This window comes from Treponema zioleckii (assembly GCF_014737315.1).
Lineage (GTDB): Bacteria > Spirochaetota > Spirochaetia > Treponematales > Treponemataceae > Treponema_D > Treponema_D zioleckii.
In genome coordinates, this window is the sequence record NZ_JPUF01000010.1 from 53,511 (window position 1) to 72,513 (window position 19,003).

Below are 19,003 nucleotides of genomic sequence, written 5' to 3' on the forward strand. Positions count from 1 at the left end.
AATAACGGACATCTGCAAATTGTCTCATGTCTGGAGAAACTTCTATGCCGAATTTTCTCCAGATTTATTCGTGACTAGGTAAATAAACTTTAAGGAGATTTTTTTATGGAAATCGTTATAGTGAATGCAACCCGGACTCATATGCCTTCTGGGCTTTGGAAGGCAGATCCTGTGCGTGCGAGTAAGGCTGATTATCTTGTAGAAGAGCGGAATGGAAAGGTTTATGCGGTATACGAATTTACTGGCGTAACACGGCCTAATAATGATGGGCGCTTTTCATTTCAAGGTCTGAAAGATGTATCTAATAGCCCAGTTGGAAAAGATATAAAACAAAAGTTGAATTTGTCTAGGCAGCAAGGAGAAGCTAATCCAGTTCGATATGCAAAAATTTAGTTCTTGAAAACAAGTGCGTTATAGTTTTCAATTTTGAGTTTTTGAAAATAGGTCATTTGTAAGTTCGAAATGACCTATTTTTTCAATCTTCTCGCTTTAATTATCCAGTTCTCGCCCTCAAAGCAAAAAAGCAAAAAATCGCGACGACGATTTTCTCTGATTTGAGCGCGGAGAAAGTCACCGCCGAGGATTTGATGGAGTTTCTTATGTGAGTCAGCTAAAAATCCTAAAAAAAATTCAAAATTCCATTTCACTCTGTCACGTAATGACATACTGGGACAGTTATAATGCGCTTACAAACTAAATCAAAAAAAGGAGAAAATCTTATGAAAAAACTTGCACTGTTTTTGCTCTTGCTTGCACTGTTCGTGTTTACCTCGTGCAGCTCGGACTCGGAAAGCGAGCCTGAGAAAATTTTTTATACCGTAACGTTCAACTCGGCAGGTGGAAGCGAGGTTGCTTCTCAGACTGTTGAAAGCGGAACTCTCGCAACACGCCCGGAGGCACCTTCAAGAACTGGTTACACGTTCTCTGCCTGGCTCTGCGGCGACGCTGATTTTGACTTTAACTCAAAAATTACCGCCGACACCACGCTCACCGCAAAATGGACTGCGAACACCTACACGGTTACGCTCGACAACAACGGCGAAACAACAGAGATTCTCGCGACTTACGGAGAAAAGCTTCCAGACCTCGAAGAAGTTCCAGCATTAGCGAACAGCAACTTTGGTGGATTCTACACCGAAAAGTACGCAAAAGGAACGAAGTTCATCGACTCTGAGGGCGAAGGGTGCAAAATTTGGGAACTCGTAGAAGATGCGACCTTGTACGCAGCATGGGGATACAAAATCAGCTACGAGAACATTAAAGACGTAGAGAACCCAAATCCGGAAATTTATACTGGCGAAGACTATGTTACGCTCACCGATTTGAAGAATATTGTGGGGTTCGTGTTCTTAGGTTGGTACGATGCCGAAACCGGTGGAAACAAAGTCGAATCGATTGCGGCGGGCAGCACTGGCACAAAGACGCTGTATGCACGGTGGCAGGAATACAGTTATACAGTAAAGCACCTTTTGCAAAACATTGAAAATGATGAATATACGCTAGATACAGAAGAAAAATTTTATCTAAATCCTAACGAAACAACCTCAGCCGCTGCAAAAACTATCGAAGGATTTGACGCACAACCTTTCGAGCAGAAAACTCTTACCGCTGACAACTCGATTGCTGTTATCGAAATCAAATATAACCGCAAAACCTACAACGTAGAATTTGACGCAAAAGGAGGAAGCGAGGTTACCACGCAAACAGTACGTTATGGGGCAAAAGCCACTGCACCAACATCGGAGCGAACTCCGTACGATTTGATTGGCTGGTACACTTCCAACGACGGCGGAGAAACACTTGCAGAAAATTCATTTGATTTTACCACACCGATCGCAGCTTCTGTAAAGCTATATGCTAAGTGGTATCTGGATTTATCAAACTGCACGGCGGATAATGTCGTCGAAAAAATAAACGCAATGACAGAAAGCGATACTGTTATCTTTACAGGCGAAATTTCTTATTCAACCATTAATGCTATAGGAACTGCAATCAATAAAAAAAGTTTCGGAATCGGGCTTGATTTGAGCGGAACGACAGGATTAACAGAAATTTATAGCTGCGCGTTCTGGAACTGCAAGGGACTCACCAGCGTCTCTATTCCGGCCAGCGTAACCTCTATCAAATACGATGCGTTCAATAACTGCACGGGTCTCACGAGCGTCACAATTCCTGCCGGCGTCACCTCAATCGAAACCCGAGCGTTCGCTGATTGCACGGGTCTCACAAGCATCACGATTCCTGCCAGCGTCATCTCAATCGGAAACACCGCGTTCGCTGATTGCAATAAGCTTGCAAATATAACTTTTGAGGGAACTGCAATACAGTGGAATGCGATTGAGAAAGGGGACGACTGGCACTCTGAAGTTCCAAGAACAACTAAAGTCTCGTGCAGTGACAGGGATGTGGCTTTATAGTAGAACCACCTTCATGGTCACTGCCCACGAAGAACCAATCTTATTACGAGGAGGAAAATTTTATGGCTAAAAGAAAAACAGTATGCGTAAAAAGTTCAAAGCGGAACGAAAGAAATACCAGACCTAATGCATCGAAAAGCAGAAGTTTCAACAAGGCTAAAGAATTTGATGACGAAGATGAAGTCGATGAAGATGACGGAGATGATTCTGAACTTCCTGATATTTTCTCCAGTTATAATGGGTGGAATGTCTGGATTGAAAAAGATCCTGTTCATAAATTTATAGTTACGGCAACTCTCGACAGTGAAAATGAAATTGAAATTGACAGAATCGAAATTTATGGCGATGAAATTGATGAAGGGGCTGATATTGAAACCATCGTTGCTGAGAAAATCGATGAACGCGACGAGGAAAGAGCGTCAATGGAGGATTGGAACAGGCATTATGGAAGTTACATGGGGTTGTCTGAGGATCCTGATTGGTTTGATTCTTACGCTCCAGACTAATTTTGTTATTCCTTTTCCGAACAAAAAATTCGGCTTTGAATAATCTAGAATTTTGATTTTGCCTGTTTGAGAGATTTTCCCGAATAGGCAAAATCTGCGGGAAGCTCTATTATGGAAATTGATATGACGAAAACTTCTGAAAAGACGGACTTCATAATACAAAGAATGCGGCTGCGCAACAGCGAAAAAACTTTTCTCTTGCTCAGACGCTACAAGGGGAATGAGAGCGTCGTTACGATTCCCGACGGTGTAGAAAAAATCGGCGACAATGTTTTTGCCGACGACATCGAGCCGAACGAGACAATCACAAAAATCATCATACCAGATTCTGTTCTGGAAATTTCTGAAAAGGCTTTTGCTTGGTGCAAGAGTCTCAAAGAAATTGAATTTCCAAAGGCTATCAAGTCTTTCTGCATAAGTTTTGCGACCTGTCCAAAAATGAAAGAAATTTTTGTTCCAGAGAGCGTCGAAGAAATAGGATTCCCGTCAACGAAGCAGAATTATCACATTGGGGAGAACATACGGAGAATTCTTTTCGTCAAAATGATAAAGCAGGATTCAGTTCTCTCGTCTCTCAAAAAATGGATATGCGCTCAGTTCGCCAATAATCCGGCATACATATTGCAGAATGATTTTTTTGTGAACAAAAAACATCGGAGCACGCTTTTTTACATGAATACGAGCGAAGAAGCGAACGTACCCGAAGGAATTGAAACTGTCTCTACCACCACATTCTACGAGTTTCTTTTGGACAAGGATTCTGTTCCGGTCAAAAAAGTGTATTTGCCTGGCAGTGTCAAAAAAATTGAGTATGCCACGTTTTTAAGCTGCTCACATCTTGTTAATGTTACTTATGACGGTCTTTTTGCTGATTTGGATATATGTAAGTGGGGATTTTTTACTTGCCTTCACTTTGGCAAGGACGGCAGGGAGATTACCTGCAAAGACAGAAAGCCGAAAGTCGAAAAACTCGGAAAGGGGCTGCAGTTCGAACGCATAATCTTCATTCATCACGTCTTCAAAAATGGCGGTTGCATGAACAAGAATCAATTGCAGAAGCTTTTAAAGGACACTTTTGGCGAGGAAAAACTTTCTATTTCTACAATCGGCCGCGACATCGATTTTCTGCGCGACCGCTTCAAGGCACCCATCGTCTTCTCCCGCGACCGAAACGGCTACTACTACACAGACCTAACTTTCAGCATCGACGCCGATTAGTGAACTTTCCTCACACCCCCAAAACCGCGGAACGGCAGTAGTAACTTTTACCTGTGGTGGTGGTTTCGATACGCTTCGCTACTCAACCAACGGAAACGCTGGAAGTTAACTTTAGGAATACGAGTCCACTTGAGCGTTTCCCGCAAGTTTTCGGAAACGCTCGAATGGATTTTTCCGAACAAAAAATAGTTTTTGCGTTTCCTAAAACTCGCGCTCTGGTGGGTATACTTGCAGGTGTTCACAAAACGCGGCGGCAAGGAGTGCCTCGTTTTGTGAGTGCAGTCTTGTTGCTCGCGCGAAGCTCGCAACTGTGAGGGAGCCGAGTTATCTTTCCCCTGTGGTGGTTTCGACTACGCTCAACCACCGAACTGTTTTCAATCTATCTGTGTCCTATCTGAGTTCATCCGTGTTAATCTGTGTCTTCCTCGAAAAGTCAACTTTCAGCTGTGGTGTTTTCGACTACGCTCAACCACCGAACTATCTTCAATCTATCTGTGTCAAAATCGAAAAGTCAACTTTCAGATTTTATTTCTTCATCTGCGTTGCATTGTGAATGTAAGCTTTCTTGTTTTTATGCTATAATTCTCGCAAGGAGCTCTCATGGGAATCTATCTTAATCCGAACAACGAAAACTTTAAGGCAACACTCACGCGACCGATTTATGTTGACAAAACGCAGATGATTTCGGTCATCAATGACTTCATGGCGACGGATAATAAATACCTTTGTATTTCCCGCCCTCGTCGGTTCGGTAAGACGATTGCAGGAAACATGCTTTGTGCATATTTTTCAAAAGGTGCCGATTCCCGCGAACTTTTTGCGCCGTACAAGATTTCTTCAGACCCGAGTTTTGAGCGCAATCTGAACCGCCTGAACGTAATAAAAATCGACATGAACAGCGAATACAGGCTTGAGCGTCAAAAAGAAGAGCTGCTGAACAACCTTACGGACAGGATTCTCGCAGAAATGAAAGCACAGTTTCCAACCGTTCCAATTAACGAAAAAGGTTCAATCGGTCAGGCGATTATTGAAATCTATGCCGCTCTCGGCGAGCAGTTCGTGATTATCATCGACGAATACGATGTTCTCGTCCGCGAGAATGTTCCGCAAAATCTTTTTACGCAGTACCTTGATTTTTTGAACGGACTTTTTAAGAGCGACACCGTTCGCCCGGCGATTGCCCTTGCGTATCTTACGGGAATCTTGCCGGTCGTGCGCGACAGAATTCAGTCAAAATTGAACAATTTTGAGGAATACACGATTCTTGACGCAGGTGAGCTTGCCGAATTCATCGGATTTACGGCCGATGAAGTAAAGGCGTTATGCGAAAAATATAATGTTGACTACGAGGAAATGAAACGCTGGTACGACGGATACAGCCAGCACGGTCTTGAAATTTACAATCCTGAGTCGGTTGTAAAGTCAATTCAGAGAAAGTGTTTTGAGAATTTCTGGAGCAAGACTTCAACCTATGCAGTAATCAAAGAAAGAATCGAACAGGATTTTGCGGGCACGAAAGAGACTGTAATCAGAATGCTTGCAGGCGAAAGCATCGATGTGAATGTAATAATGTACATGAATACGATGACCGATTTCTGCTCGAAGGACGATGTTTTTACTTATCTTCTTCATCTCGGCTATCTCTCTTACGACAGAACCGAAAAAACGTGCCGGATTCCGAACAAGGAAGTGCAGCTTGAATGGACGGCCGCAGTTTCCGTTATGAGCGATTACTCCGTCACGAACAAAATCATCCAGTCGTCAAAAGAATTGCTCGCTGAAACTTTGCGCCTAAATTCCGAAGCTGTCGCAAAATCACTTGACGAAAGCCACATCCACGTGACGAGCAACCGGAGCTACAACAACGAGGACGCATTGCAGAGCGCGATTTATCTTTCGTACATTTATGCCCTGAACAAATACACGATTGTAAAGGAAATGACGACCGGAAAAGGCTTTGCGGACGTTGTGTTCATTCCGTTCGTGCCGAACATCCCTGCGCTGATAATCGAACTCAAGCGTAACGGAAGCACCGAGAGTGCCTTGAATCAAATCAAAGAAAAAAAATATTTCGCCTCGCTCGAAAATTACGCGGGAAACCTTCTGTTCATCGGCGTGAACTACGACGAAACCACCAAAACGCACGAGTGCAAGATAGAAGAATTTGTAAAGGAATAGTTTCGACCCTGTCTCTGTTCATCCGTGTTTATCTGTGTCCGCGGAACGGCAGTAGTAATTTTTTGCTTCGCAATACTTAGTTTCGCCGTTCCTCTCAGTTTTTGTCTCAAAAACTGAAAAAACGTAGTTTGAGGCACGTTTCCGTTTTTAATTTATCTGTGTCTCATCTGCGTTCATCTGCGTCTTCCCCGAAAAGTCAACTTTCAGCTTTTGTGGTTTCGACTACGCTCAACCAACGGAAACGCTCAAGTGGAGTTTCCGAACAAAAAATAGTTTTTTGCGTTTCCTAAAACTCGCGCTATGGTGGGGATACTTGCAAGTGTTCACAAAACGTGGCGACAAGGAGAGCCTCGTTTTGTGAGTGCAGTCTTGTTGCTCGCGCGAAGCTCGCAACTGTGAGGGAGTCGAGTCAACTTTCAGCTTTTGTGGTTTCGACTACGCTCAACCACCGAACTGTTTTTAATCTATCTGTGTCTCCCCCCAAAAAGTCAACTTTCACCTGTGGTGGTTTCGATACGCTTCGCTACTCAACCACCGAACTATCTTCAATTTAGCTGTGTCCCATCTGCGTTCATCCGTGTTCATCTGTGTCAAAATCGAAAAGTCAACTTTCAGCTTTTGTGGTTTCGATACGCTTCGCTACTCAACCACCGAACTATCTTCAATTTATCTGTGTCCCATCACTGTTTATCTGCGTTCATCTGTGTCAATTTCTGTCAAAAGGTAAAACCTAAAAGTCAACTTATAGCGTTTTCGTTCTGTTTGCGGTATAGTTTTTAATTATGCGACGAACTTTTATTCATTCTCTTCTATTAATATCAACAGTTTTATGCGCTTCATCTTGTTACAAATCCCCGGAGATGACACTTGAAGAAATCGAAGCTTACAGGGCTTCGGCGAATAACGACTTGATTCAAAAAAGCGTTTCTAAGCCCTGGAAAGATGAACCGTGGGTGAACGGAAAAGTTGGCGGAACTTGGAACGGAACTATTTCTGCAGACCCAAAAACGTTCAATATTTTGATTGCGGAACGTGACAATTCTTCCACACCAATTCTTGCACCGCTTTTGGTTCCATTAATCGATTATAACCCTGTCAAAAAAGAATGGCAGCCATACGCCGCATCGTTCGAAATCAAAACTGACGAACAGAACGACAAACTTGATTTGATTTATACGCTTCGCGATGATTTGTACTGGTCATTTTATGGTGCGCCTGAAAAGAAAATAAAAGTTACGAGCGACGACGTTGTTTTTTGGTACAACGAAATTCTTTGCGACGAAGAAATGGGGTCTTCCGCATACAACAGTCAGTTCATGGACCTTAAGGACGGGAGTGAGGGCATTATCACATGCGAAAAAATCGACGACCGTTCCTTTGTCTTTCATTTTCCAGCAATCATTGCGGAGCCGCTTTTGCACACGAGCATGACTTTTGGACCGAGTTTTATTTACAAAAAGGCAAAAGATGAGGGCGGAGCCAAAAAAGTTAAGGACATTCTTTCGATTGAAACTGACCCAAAAACAATTCCTAGCGTGGGCGAGTATTTTATTACAGAATACACGCCGGGGCAGCGTGTCGTTTACGAGCGAAATCCTGATTATTACAAAAAGGACGATGCGGGGGAGGGTATAAATTATCCGCAGAAGAAAGTTTATCAGATTGTGAGTGAGCCGAACACGAACTTTCTTCTATTCAAAGAGGGAAAAATTGAGACCTTCGCTCCTTCTCCAGAACAGCTTGAAGAAATTGTGAATGGCGCAAAGAACTTCGAAAATGACGGTTACACGGTCTTTAATTCGGCAGGCGGACTTTCGGCTCCGTTCTTTGCTTTTAATCAGAATCCTAAGAACAAGGACGAGCCTTATTACAAATGGTTCACCAAAAAAGAATTCCGTCAGGCAATGAGCTGCCTTATAAACCGCGAGCGAATAATCTCGCAGTCGTACAGAGGAATTGGCGAGCCGAAATACAATTTCTTCCCGGAGCCTAACGCATTCTTTAACGCTGACATAAAACTTGAATATCGTTTTAGCCATGCACACGCAAGAAAACTTTTGGAATCCGCTGGCTTCGTAAAAAAAGAGGACGGATTTTTGTATGATGATGAAGGAAAAAAAGTTGAATTCAATCTTTCGATTACGCCTTCCGGGGCGGTTATCAGCGATATTGCGCAGATAATTTGCGATGAATGCAAAAAAGAAGGAATCACAATAAATGTAGTTCAGATTGACTTTCAAAAACTTATTGAGCAGCTCACGGCCACTTACGACTGGCAGACTTCGATTCTCGCCCTTGGCGGCGGTTCGCTTTTTCCGACGCAGGGAAGCAACGTTTGGCTTTCTTCGGGAAACTTGCACATGTGGAATCCGCTTCAAAAAGAGCCTGCTACGGAATGGGAAGCACGTGTTGACAAATTGTACAAAGAGGCGAGCTGCATAGTTGATGCTGAAAAAGCACGCCCGTTGTGGGACGAATATCAGAAAATCATCTTGGAGCAGTGCCCGATTATTTATCTTATTCGCAACCGAAGTTTTTTTGCAATCAACAACCGTTGGGATTTGAGAAACGTTTATTTTGACAACATCGTTGGTGCGGAAACTCAGCACGTTTTTATCCGCGAAGTTAAGTGAGTTCGGAGACTTTTATCAATTTTAGTTTTGGAGTAGAATGAACCATTATGTTTAAAACTTTTATTGCGTTTATAAAAATTTTCTTTTTTATGTTGGGCAAACGAAAACAGCTCAAACTGGCAAAAAAATATGACAAAGAAGGCAATATCGCCGAGCGCGACAGAATCGTAAAAGAATGCGTTCCTTTGTGGGCGCGTTACGTTTTTAAGGTTTGCCACTCCACTGTGGAAGTCGTTGGTGCCGAAAAACTCCCGAAAGACACTGCCGTGGTTTTTATCGCGAACCATCAGGGCGCAATGGACATTCCGGCGCTCTTCGGATTTATTGACAAGCCTATGACTTTTGTTGCAAAAGCTGAACTTGGAAAAATTCCAGTTCTTTCTGACTGGATGAAGATGCTTCAGTGCACGTTCATTGAGCGAAAAAGCCCTCGAAAATCTGTTCAGGCAATTCATGACGCGGCAGAGGGCGTTAAAAAGGGCTATTCTCAGGTAATTTTTCCGGAGGGAACTCGAAGCCGCGGTTTTGCGCACAATGAATTCAAGGCAGGAAGCTTTAAGCTGGCGTTCATGTCAAAGGCTCCGATTGTGCCTGTAACGATTGAAGGCACTTGGAAAATTTACGAAGAGAACAAAAGACTTTGCCCGGGCGACGTAAAACTTACGATTCACGACCCGATTGAGACCGCAAATCTTACCCGTGAGCAGCAGCAAGAAATTCCTGCAAAAGTTGAGCAGATTGTTTGTTCGATTCTTGCTGAACCACGCAAGCGGATTGCGGAATAGCGCAACGCTTGCAATAAAATGTAAAATATTGTAGCTTAATGTCAATCAAATTATTTCCTAGTAAGTTACTAAACAAACTTTTAAATTTGATTTTTGGAGAAAACAATGAGTCTTCTTGAAGTAAAGAATCTTAGTGTGAATATAGAAAAAAAACAGATTATTTCTGGAATGAATTTGAACGTTAACGCTGGAGAGACGCATGTTCTGATGGGACCGAACGGTGCCGGAAAATCAACTTTCGGCTACACGCTCATGGGAAATCCTCGCTACACGGTTACGGACGGAAATATTTTTTTTGATGGCGAGGATATTACTCAGATGTCTGCCGACAAACGCGCCGCAAAAGGAATTTTTCTTTCGTTCCAGGCTCCGCTCGAAGTTCCTGGAATTACGCTTGAGTCTTTTATCCGCAATGCCTTGCAGCAGCAGACTGGAAAGCGCGTAAAGCTCTTTCAGTTCCAAAAGCAGCTCAAAGAGATGATGGCTCTGTTGAACATGGACGAAAGTTATGCTTCCCGCGATTTGAACGTTGGTTTTTCTGGCGGTGAGCGAAAAAAGAGCGAGATTCTTCAGCTTTTGATGCTCAACCCAAAACTTGCGATTCTTGACGAGACCGACTCTGGTCTTGACGTTGACGCGGTTCGCACTGTTTCAAAAGGAATCGAAGAATATCAGAAACGTCAGAACGGCGCGCTGATTATTATCACGCATTCAACAAAAATCCTCGAAAGCCTTAACGTCGATTTTACTCACGTTCTCGTAAAAGGCAAAATCGTAAAAGACGGCGACGGCTCGCTCGTTAACAATATCAACGAAAACGGATTTGACCAGTTCATAAAATAACGGCGGTAGAGACACTATGGCAGAGAAAACTCCTGAAATTACAGATATAGACCGTTCTCCTTACGATTTTCGTTATGAGGAGAAGGGCTTTTACAGAAACGAAAAAGGTTTGACTCCAGAAATCGTTGCCAAACTTTCCGAGGACAAAAATGACCCGGAGTGGATGCGCGAATTTCGTCAGGAGTGTCTTAAGATTTACAATGAGCTTCGCGTTCCTGAGTGGGGCCCTGATATTTCTGCTCTCAACATTGACGAGATTGCCACTTACGTTCGTCCGAACACAAAAATGCAGGGAAAGTGGGAAGATGTTCCTGATGATATAAAAGACACTTTCGAAAAACTCGGAATTCCTGAGGCGGAACGCACTTCCCTTGCGGGCGTTGGCGCGCAGTACGATTCGGAGTTGGTTTACCATAATTTGCAGGATGAGGTTGCTCGGCAGGGCGTAATTTACACGGACTTTGAAAGTTCTCTCCGAGGCGAGTATGCCGACATGGTAAAAGAGCATTTTATGAAGCTCGTAAAACCAAATGACCACAAGTTTGCGGCTTTGCACGGTGCGGTCTGGTCTGGCGGAAGTTTTGTCTACGTTCCTAAAGGCGTAAAAGTCGAAGTTCCGTTGCAGTCATATTTTAGATTGAACGCAAAAGGGGCTGGGCAATTTGAGCATACTTTGATTATCGTTGACGAAGGTGCGGACGTTCATTTTATTGAAGGCTGTTCGGCACCAAAATATAATGTTGCGAACCTTCATGCCGGTTGCGTTGAGCTTTATGTTAAAAAAAATGCTCACTTACGCTATTCAACGGTCGAAAACTGGTCAAAGAATATGTACAATTTGAACACAAAGCGTGCGCGTGTAGAAGAGGGCGGCTCAATCGAGTGGGTGTCTGGTTCATTCGGAAGCCACGTTTCTTATTTGTACCCAGAAAGCGATTTGGTTGGAAAAGGTGCCAGGGCAGAATTTACGGGAGTAACTTTTGCGGGTGCCGGGCAGAACTTGGACACCGGTGCAAAAATGGTTCATCTTGCGCCGAACACAACTTCGCTCATAACTTCAAAGTCAATTTCCAAGAGCGGCGGAATCTCGACTTACCGAAGCGCGGTTTACATCGACAAAAAGGCTGTCGGTTCAAAGGCGAGCGTTTCTTGCGACAGCTTGATGCTCGACAATATTTCTCGCAGCGACACGATTCCTGCGATGGACATTCACACTGACCAATGCGATGTTGGTCACGAGGCAAAAATCGGACGAATCTCGAATGATGCGGTTTTCTATCTTATGAGCCGCGGTGTGAGCGAAGAAGAGGCTCGCGCCATGATTGTGTCTGGCTTTGCCAATCCTGTTTCGAAGGAACTTCCTCTCGAATATGCCGTTGAGATGAACAATTTGATTCGTCTTGAAATGAAAAACAATATATGAGGTCAAGAAAATGAAGCAGATTTACACATTTAAAGAACTGAATAAAATTCCTGCCCTCACGTGGAACTGGCTCAAAATGAATCGTGCTAACCTTGACGTTGAGGCTGAGAGCGATGTTATTTCCGAAAAAAAAGAGATTGTTGCCACAAAGCCGAACGAAAAGGTTTCGCTCCATTTTGATTTTGAAGACGGAAAAACTTATGAGCACGAGCAAATCATAACTGCACGCGAGAATTCAGAAATCACTGTGATTATGGATTACAGTTCCGCCGAGAATGCGTCGGGTTTTTCAAAAATCCGTACAAAACTCGTTGCGGAGGCGAATGCAAAAATTCATCTTGTAAAAGTGCAGCTTTTGGGCTCTGATTTTGTGCAGATTGACGACACTGTTGGTGAGTGCGCAGATAATGCCGAAATAAAAGTTACTCAGGTGGAGCTTGGCGGCGCAAAGATTTTTGCCCAGGTAAAAAATGATTTGAATGGTTTTATGTCAAAATTCAAAAGTCACACTGCGTATCTTTGTAAAGACAAACAGAATTTTGATTTTAATTATCTCGTAAATCATTTTGGAGAAAAGTCCGACACAAGAATGTGGATAAAGGGCGTTGTTGACGGTGAGGCTACAAAAACTTATCGTGGTACAATCGATTTTAAAAATGGCTGTGCAGAATCAACCGGAGACGAGCAGGAAGAAACTTTGCTCATGAGTCCGACTGTAATCAACAAGTCAATTCCGATTATTCTTTGTGATGAAGAGAATGTTGCTGGCTCGCATGGTTCAACGATTGGCCGTTTGAGTGCTGACGAACTTTTTTACATGCAGAGCCGCGGAATAACAGAAGACGAGGCAAAGAAAATGATGGCTCGCGCAAAAATCATAAGCGTTGCGAACCAAATCCCAGATTCTGCCCTCGTAGAAAAAATCACCACGTTCATTGATAAATAGGTAAAAGGTGGTTTCGACAAGCTCAACCACCGTATTTCCTTTGCAGTTTCAAAAGTTGATTCTCTGCGCCTTCTTTGTAGTTTAAAAGTGAAGCGCCTGTTTTTTTCAAAAACTGGTGGGGAACGCATAAGTAGACTTAATCCAAAAGTTGATTTCTCGCACTTTCTTTACGGATTTAAAGTGAAGCGCCAGTTTTCTATGAAAACTGGCGTGGAACGCACAAGTAAAACTTAAATTCAAAAAGTTCACTTGTAGCGTTCCCTTTTATACCTTGAATTTATTCATCTGCGAATCGATTTCGTTTATCGAAGTTTCAATTTCCTGTTTAATCGCTTCGAGGGACTGTTGTGAATCGTTGATTTGGGCTGCACCGCCGTTCATCTCGTCCATTCTGTTTTTCATGTTCAGCGTAGAATCTTTGAGTTCGCGAACTCCGGTCAAAATTACAGAACTTTCTTCCGTCATTTTTGAAGATGCCGTTTTTACTTGGTTCGTAGATTTTGTAAGACTTGTAAGTGCCGTGTTTATGTCTTTAGATTCTGCTTCCTGAGTCCTCATTGAAACGGAAATCTTATTGATAATATTGTTCGTTAGCTGAATTCCAGACGAAACGTTTGCAAATGATTCCTGAGTTTCTGACGATTTTGAAACGATTTCTGAAATAGAAGTCTGAATCGCCATCAATTGTTCTCCGATCGTTCTTGATTGCTCGGACGACGTTTCTGCAAGTGCACGAATTTCATCAGCAACAACCGAGAATCCTTTTCCCGCTTCACCGGCATGAGCCGCTTCAATTGCTGCGTTCATGGCAAGAAGGTTTGTCTGTTCCGCAATCGAAGAAATTATCATATTTGCTTCTTGCAACATAGTGCTCTGATTCTGAATCTCTTCAATTTTTACGTTTACTTCGCTTTGCTTTCGGATTCCTGCCTGCGTGTTGTTTTCAAGTTGGTCAAAAGATTTTGTAAGATTTCCAACCGATGAGTTTACTCCGTCAATGCTATCAATCATCTTCTTTATTGAACTTTCAGCCTGTGTTACGGTTTGTACCTGATTTTCAATAAGCTCGTCCAATGAAGAAATATTTTCCGAAATGTTGTTTATTGTTTCGACAGTTTCGGCAACTTTTTCTGTCTGCTGGAAAATCGTTGAATCCATCATCTCAATGTTATTCAAAATGTTCGTCATCGATTCCGAAGTTTCGTTCGTGCAGATTCTGAGTTTGTCTCCGTTCGTTACAAGATTGTCTTTTGAACTTTTTACTGACGAAATTATAATCTGAACTTTTTCAATAAATGCGTTGAATCCGTCAATGAGCATTTTTAATGATTTTAGCGAATTCTTTTCATCAACGTTGATTCGGCGGCTCAAATCTGCTTCGCCCGAAGAAAGATGCGTTGTGGCTCGTATAAGAACTTTCATCGGGTTAAAAATCTTTCTGTAAAGGGCAAAACCTAGCCGCAAACCGTAAATTATGAGAATGAGCAAAAAAGGAATGAGTGAATTTTTTAAGAATTCAGGTACGTCAAATGTTCTTGAAAGAACCATGTACCAGCCGGCGTCTTTTATAGGTGCGAGTGCGTAAAAGTGTCTGATTGTGCATGTGGTTTTGAAAGAATCTGGCTTTAAAAATTCGTCAGATTTTCCTTGAAGGGCCGGAATAATTTCTGTAATCGGTTTGTGACTTCCCATAAGTGATTCATCGAGAGTTCCTGAAATCTCAAGACTGCTGTTGTAAAGATGCATCGTGGTTTTTGGTTCGAGCGTTGCATACATCGTTTTTACAAAGCTTGAAAGCGGAATTCCAGTTCCGATTATTCCCAGGAATGTTCCTTTTTCGTCCCGGACGATTGCGTTTACCCAAGCGAGCGTTTCTTTTAGCGAAATGTCATAATCTATAAAAAGATCGTAATCTTTATTCAAATTTTTCGTGTAGTTGTACCAAGCTTCTGCCGGATCGTTTACGTCAACTTTTCGCTGAGGTTCGTTGTTAAAATAGTAGACAAGTTCCTCTTCCGTAATCATAAAAGTTGTGTGGCTTGTAAAAGAATTTTGGTACGATTTGATTTCTTTAAAAGCTTCTTCGCGTAAATCATCATCTGTAGGCTCTTTCATGTAGCTTATAATGAGCGGTGAATTGGACATTTGGATTGCAAGCGTCATTTGATCTTTAAAACCTACTTGAAATTCTAAAAGTTTTCTGTCCGCGATTCCCTTTAAATCTTTCGTTGCGTTTCGTTCAAAGATAACACGAGATCCTACAACGATAATATTAATTGCAATAAGTCCAATGAAGATGTGGTAAATGAGTTTTAAAGCTTTCTTGGATTTAGGGGACATAAAAATTTCCTTTTTTTGAGATTAATTTAATTATGACGTGGAATTTGAAAGAAAACAATGTTTTTTCAGAAAAATTTTAGTTATGAAAATGCTAAAACTTTATCTTAAAACCTAGAGGAATACTAGGCTATACAAAATGAATTTATTTTAGTACACTATTAGAATCACCGATAATTGTTTTTTTTAATGATGAGGAATCTAGTATGAATAAATATAGAAATGATTTTCCGCTTTTTAAGGCGATAGATGAAAAGAATTCAATTGATAATTCCGGGCTGATTTATATGGACTCGGCGGCGACTGCTCAGAGACCCTATATCGTTCTTAATGCGATGGATCATTTTTATTCGACGCAGAATGCCAATCCTTTGCGCGGGCTTTATTCTTTGAGTGAGCGGGCCACAAAGGCTTATGAGGACGCTCGTGACACTGTGGCAAAATTCATAAACGCAAAATCTTCAAACGAAATAATTTTTGTCCGAAACGCGTCAGAGGCTTTGAATCTTGTGGCGTACACTTACGGAATGGCTAACGTGAATGCGGGCGACGAGGTTGTGGTTTCAATTATGGAGCATCACTCGAATATTCTTCCGTGGCAGTTCGTTTGTAAGACGAAGGGTGCGACATTAAAATTCATGTACGTTGACAAATCGACCGGGGCGATTCCTGAAAGTGAATACTCAAAAATCACTCCAAAAACAAAAATCGTTTCTGTAACCCATGTGTCGAACGTTCTCGGAACTCAGAATCCTATAAAAAAAATCGCGGAGATTGCCCATAAGAACGGTGCCGTAATGGTTGTTGACGGTGCTCAGTCCACTCCGCACATAAAAGTTGATGTGCAAGATTTGGGCGCGGACTTTTTGGCGATGAGCGGACATAAACTTTGCGGTCCGATGGGAATTGGTGCACTTTACGGCCGCTACGAGCTTCTTGACGCGATGCCACCTTTTTTGCGTGGCGGCGAGATGATTGAATACGTTACGGAAGACAGCGCGACCTGGGCGGAGGTTCCTCACAAATTCGAGGCGGGAACTGTAAGTGCGGGTGATGCCGTTGGAATGGCTGCCGCAATCAGATACATTCAGAACGTTGGGCTTGAAAATATTGAAAAGCACGATAACAATCTTGCGGAAAAGTTGGTGGAAGGAATCAAAAAAATCCCTCACTTCCACATTATTGGCGAGCAGGACGGCCGAAAACGCTGCGGAATTGTTACTTTTACGATTGACGACGTTCATCCGCACGACATTGCGACTCTTTTGAGCGACGAGAATATTGCGATTCGGGCGGGGCATCACTGTGCTCAGCCGCTGCAAAAATATCTGGGAATTCCGGCTTCGGCTCGTGCGTCTCTTTATTTGTACAATACCGAGGAAGAAGTTGATATTCTTCTTTCAAAACTTCCTCAAATCCGCAAGTGGTCAGGCTTTAAGGATTAATGTAATCTGTAATTTTCAGACACAGATAAACACGGATTAGCACAGATGGGACACAGATAGATTGAAGATAGTTCGGTGGTTGAGTAGCGAAGCGTATCGAAACCACAGCAGGTAAAAGTTGACTTTTAGGTTTTGACACAGATGAACGCAGATGAACGCAGATGGGATACAGATGAATTGAAAGATGAAAGAGATAATCTAGACTTTCAAAAGTGGACTAAAAATCTTAAAAGCAAGTAGTAACTGTTTCAGAACTTTTACCCAACCCGATAATCATTTTTGCCCTGCAAAACTGACGGGAAAGGTAAAACAGATTAAAAATCCTAAAACTGAGTAGTAACCGTTTCAGAACTTTTACCAACCCAATAATCAGTTTTGCCCTGCAAAACTGACGGGAAAGGTAAAACAGATTAAAAATCTTAAAAATCAAGTAGTAACCTTTCCCGAAATTTTGTAGAATATTCTCAAACATTTTCTTGTGGAGAATAAAATGGCAAACACAATTGATTACAAAGATTCAGGCGTTGACGTTGTAGAAGGCTACAACGCGGTTAATGAATACAAAGTTCATGCAAAAAGAACTGCAATCCCAGGACTTTTAACGGAACTTGGAAGCTTTAACGGAATGTTCGAAATCCCGGCTGGTCTTAAACATCCTGTCGCTGTTTCTGGAACGGACGGTGTTGGTACAAAACTTGACATCGCTTTTCAGATGAAAAAATATGATACAGTTGGAATCGACTGTGTTGCGATGAGCGTGAACGACATCCTTTGTTCTGGCGTTCAGACTTCGTTTTTCCTTGATTATGTTGCCTGCGGAAAACTTGACGCAAAAGTTGCGGGCGAACTTGTAAAAGGTGTTGCAGACGGTTGTGTTGATGCAGGCTGCGCTCTTCTTGGCGGTGAGACTGCCGAGATGCCTGATTTTTATGATGTCGGAAAATACGACCTTGCAGGCTTTGGAGTTGGTTTTGGCGAAAAAGACGAGATGATTACAGGAAAAGACATTGCCGAAGGTGATGTTCTTATCGGTCTTTCTTCAACAGGACCTCATTCAAACGGCTATTCGCTCGTTCGAAAACTTGTAAAAGATTTTAACGAAGACTTCAACGGAAAGAAAATCGGCGAGGTTCTTCTCACACCTACACGAATTTATGTTCGCCCTGTAATGGACGCACTCAAAACTTTCGGAAAAGCCATTCACGGAATGGTTCACATCACTGGCGGTGGATTCTATGAGAACGTGCCTCGAATGTATCCAAAAGGAACTCAGCTGGTTTCAAGAATCAAAAAAGACAGCTGGGAAAAGCCAGCGATTTTTGACGAGCTTATTCGCCGCGGTGCAGACCCGGAAGGCGTTTGGGGCACATTCAACATGGGAATCGGGCTTGTTCTTGCGGTAAGTGCTGACAAGGCTGACGAAATTGTAAAACACTTTAACGAAAACGCTTCAAAGTTCGCTACGCCTGTTCACAAAGAACTTGGAATCCCTGATTTGAAGGCATATAAGATTGGTCACGTAGAAAAATCGGCTTCTAAACTTGGTGATGAACTTAAAGGTTCTCACGAAGCTACGATTCTTGAATAGGCCTGGAGATTTTTATGAAAATCGCGGTTCTCGTTAGTGGTGGGGGAACAAACCTTCAGGCACTTATCGACTACGAAAAATCTCATGCCGACTGCCCTTATCATATTCAGATTGTGATTGCTGATACAAAAAAAGCTTTTGCTCTGGAAAGGGCCTTGAATGCCGGCATTGAAACAAAAATCGTCTCTCCGTTTGCCGTGCTGGGTGCAGAAAAAGCTAAGACTTCTTCAAAAGAGGAAAAAAGGCTTGCTGTTAGCGATGCCGCTCTGGCCGCCGCAAAAAACGCAGGTTGCGATGCAATCGTACTTGCCGGGTGGCTTACGGTTTTGAGCGGAACGATAATCTCAGAATATTCAAATCGGATCGTGAACTTGCATCCGGCCCTCTTGCCAAAATTCGGCGGGGTAGGGATGTGGGGACACAACGTGCATGAGGCTGTTCTTGCCGCCCACGAAAAAGAGTCTGGCTGCACTGTTCATCTTGTTGACGCAGGATGTGATACTGGAAAAATCCTCGTGCAAAAAAAAGTTCCGGTTCTTGACGGCGACACTCCAGAAACGCTTTATGCCCGAATTGCTCCAGAAGAGCACAAGGCAATGGTTGAGGGCGTTTGTCTTTTGGCAAAGGAACTTAACTTGTAAAAATCAAAACATAAAAAAACGGTGGTTGAACTTGTTGAAACCA

General features: G+C 42.7%; 14 protein-coding genes. 13 read left to right on the plus strand and 1 reads right to left on the minus strand.

Annotated elements, in window-relative coordinates; all coding sequences use genetic code 11:
• Positions 1 to 105: 105 nt before the first annotated feature.
• The 10 genes from JI65_RS04195 to JI65_RS04240 all read left to right on the plus strand — a co-directional run bounded on the left by JI65_RS04195 (position 106) and on the right by JI65_RS04240 (position 12,949).
• Positions 106 to 393, plus strand: a complete 288-nt coding sequence (locus JI65_RS04195; protein ID WP_191014131.1) for a hypothetical protein — start codon at positions 106 to 108, stop codon at positions 391 to 393.
• Positions 394 to 719: 326 nt separating this feature from the next.
• The gene (locus tag JI65_RS04200) at positions 720 to 2,417 is read left to right on the plus strand and encodes an InlB B-repeat-containing protein (RefSeq protein ID WP_191014132.1); all 1,698 of its coding nucleotides are present in this window, start codon (positions 720 to 722) and stop codon (positions 2,415 to 2,417) included.
• A gap of 62 nt (positions 2,418 to 2,479) precedes the next feature.
• Positions 2,480 to 2,923 (plus strand): hypothetical protein, encoded by a 444-nt coding sequence (locus tag JI65_RS04205; RefSeq protein WP_191014133.1) that lies wholly within the window; start codon positions 2,480 to 2,482, stop codon positions 2,921 to 2,923.
• A 123-nt stretch (positions 2,924 to 3,046) separates the two neighbouring features.
• Positions 3,047 to 4,141 carry a leucine-rich repeat domain-containing protein gene (locus tag JI65_RS04210; protein ID WP_191014134.1) on the plus strand — a complete coding sequence of 365 codons (1,095 nt, stop codon included), beginning with the start codon at positions 3,047 to 3,049 and terminating at the stop codon, positions 4,139 to 4,141.
• A 600-nt stretch (positions 4,142 to 4,741) separates the two neighbouring features.
• The gene (locus JI65_RS04215) at positions 4,742 to 6,319 is read left to right on the plus strand and encodes an AAA family ATPase (RefSeq protein WP_191014135.1); all 1,578 of its coding nucleotides are present in this window, start codon (positions 4,742 to 4,744) and stop codon (positions 6,317 to 6,319) included.
• A gap of 782 nt (positions 6,320 to 7,101) precedes the next feature.
• Positions 7,102 to 8,952, plus strand: a complete 1,851-nt coding sequence (locus tag JI65_RS04220) for an ABC transporter substrate-binding protein (protein WP_191014136.1) — start codon at positions 7,102 to 7,104, stop codon at positions 8,950 to 8,952.
• A 47-nt stretch (positions 8,953 to 8,999) separates the two neighbouring features.
• Positions 9,000 to 9,737, plus strand: a complete 738-nt coding sequence (locus JI65_RS04225) for a lysophospholipid acyltransferase family protein (protein ID WP_191014137.1) — start codon at positions 9,000 to 9,002, stop codon at positions 9,735 to 9,737.
• A gap of 105 nt (positions 9,738 to 9,842) precedes the next feature.
• Positions 9,843 to 10,580: a Fe-S cluster assembly ATPase SufC gene (gene sufC, locus JI65_RS04230; protein ID WP_191014138.1), complete on the plus strand. Its 738-nt coding sequence runs from the start codon at positions 9,843 to 9,845 to the stop codon at positions 10,578 to 10,580.
• A gap of 16 nt (positions 10,581 to 10,596) precedes the next feature.
• Positions 10,597 to 12,003, plus strand: a complete 1,407-nt coding sequence (sufB, locus tag JI65_RS04235) for a Fe-S cluster assembly protein SufB (protein WP_191014139.1) — start codon at positions 10,597 to 10,599, stop codon at positions 12,001 to 12,003.
• Positions 12,004 to 12,013: 10 nt separating this feature from the next.
• Positions 12,014 to 12,949 carry a SufB/SufD family protein gene (locus JI65_RS04240; protein ID WP_191014140.1) on the plus strand — a complete coding sequence of 312 codons (936 nt, stop codon included), beginning with the start codon at positions 12,014 to 12,016 and terminating at the stop codon, positions 12,947 to 12,949.
• A 264-nt stretch (positions 12,950 to 13,213) separates the two neighbouring features.
• On the opposite strand, the gene JI65_RS04245 is transcribed toward JI65_RS04240, so the two are convergent.
• On the minus strand, positions 13,214 to 15,289 hold the full coding sequence (locus JI65_RS04245; protein ID WP_191014141.1) for a methyl-accepting chemotaxis protein: 2,076 nt from the start codon (positions 15,287 to 15,289) through the stop codon (positions 13,214 to 13,216).
• A gap of 203 nt (positions 15,290 to 15,492) precedes the next feature.
• Here JI65_RS04245 and JI65_RS04250 point away from each other — a divergent pair, with 203 nt between their 5' ends.
• The 3 genes from JI65_RS04250 (at position 15,493) to purN (ending at position 18,960) form a co-directional block, all read left to right on the plus strand.
• Positions 15,493 to 16,731: an aminotransferase class V-fold PLP-dependent enzyme gene (locus JI65_RS04250; RefSeq protein ID WP_191014142.1), complete on the plus strand. Its 1,239-nt coding sequence runs from the start codon at positions 15,493 to 15,495 to the stop codon at positions 16,729 to 16,731.
• Positions 16,732 to 17,221: 490 nt separating this feature from the next.
• Positions 17,222 to 18,319 (plus strand): phosphoribosylformylglycinamidine cyclo-ligase, encoded by a 1,098-nt coding sequence (gene purM, locus JI65_RS04255; protein ID WP_191014143.1) that lies wholly within the window; start codon positions 17,222 to 17,224, stop codon positions 18,317 to 18,319.
• 14 nt (positions 18,320 to 18,333) lie between these two features.
• Positions 18,334 to 18,960: a phosphoribosylglycinamide formyltransferase gene (gene purN, locus JI65_RS04260; RefSeq protein ID WP_191014144.1), complete on the plus strand. Its 627-nt coding sequence runs from the start codon at positions 18,334 to 18,336 to the stop codon at positions 18,958 to 18,960.
• Positions 18,961 to 19,003 lie beyond the last annotated feature (43 nt).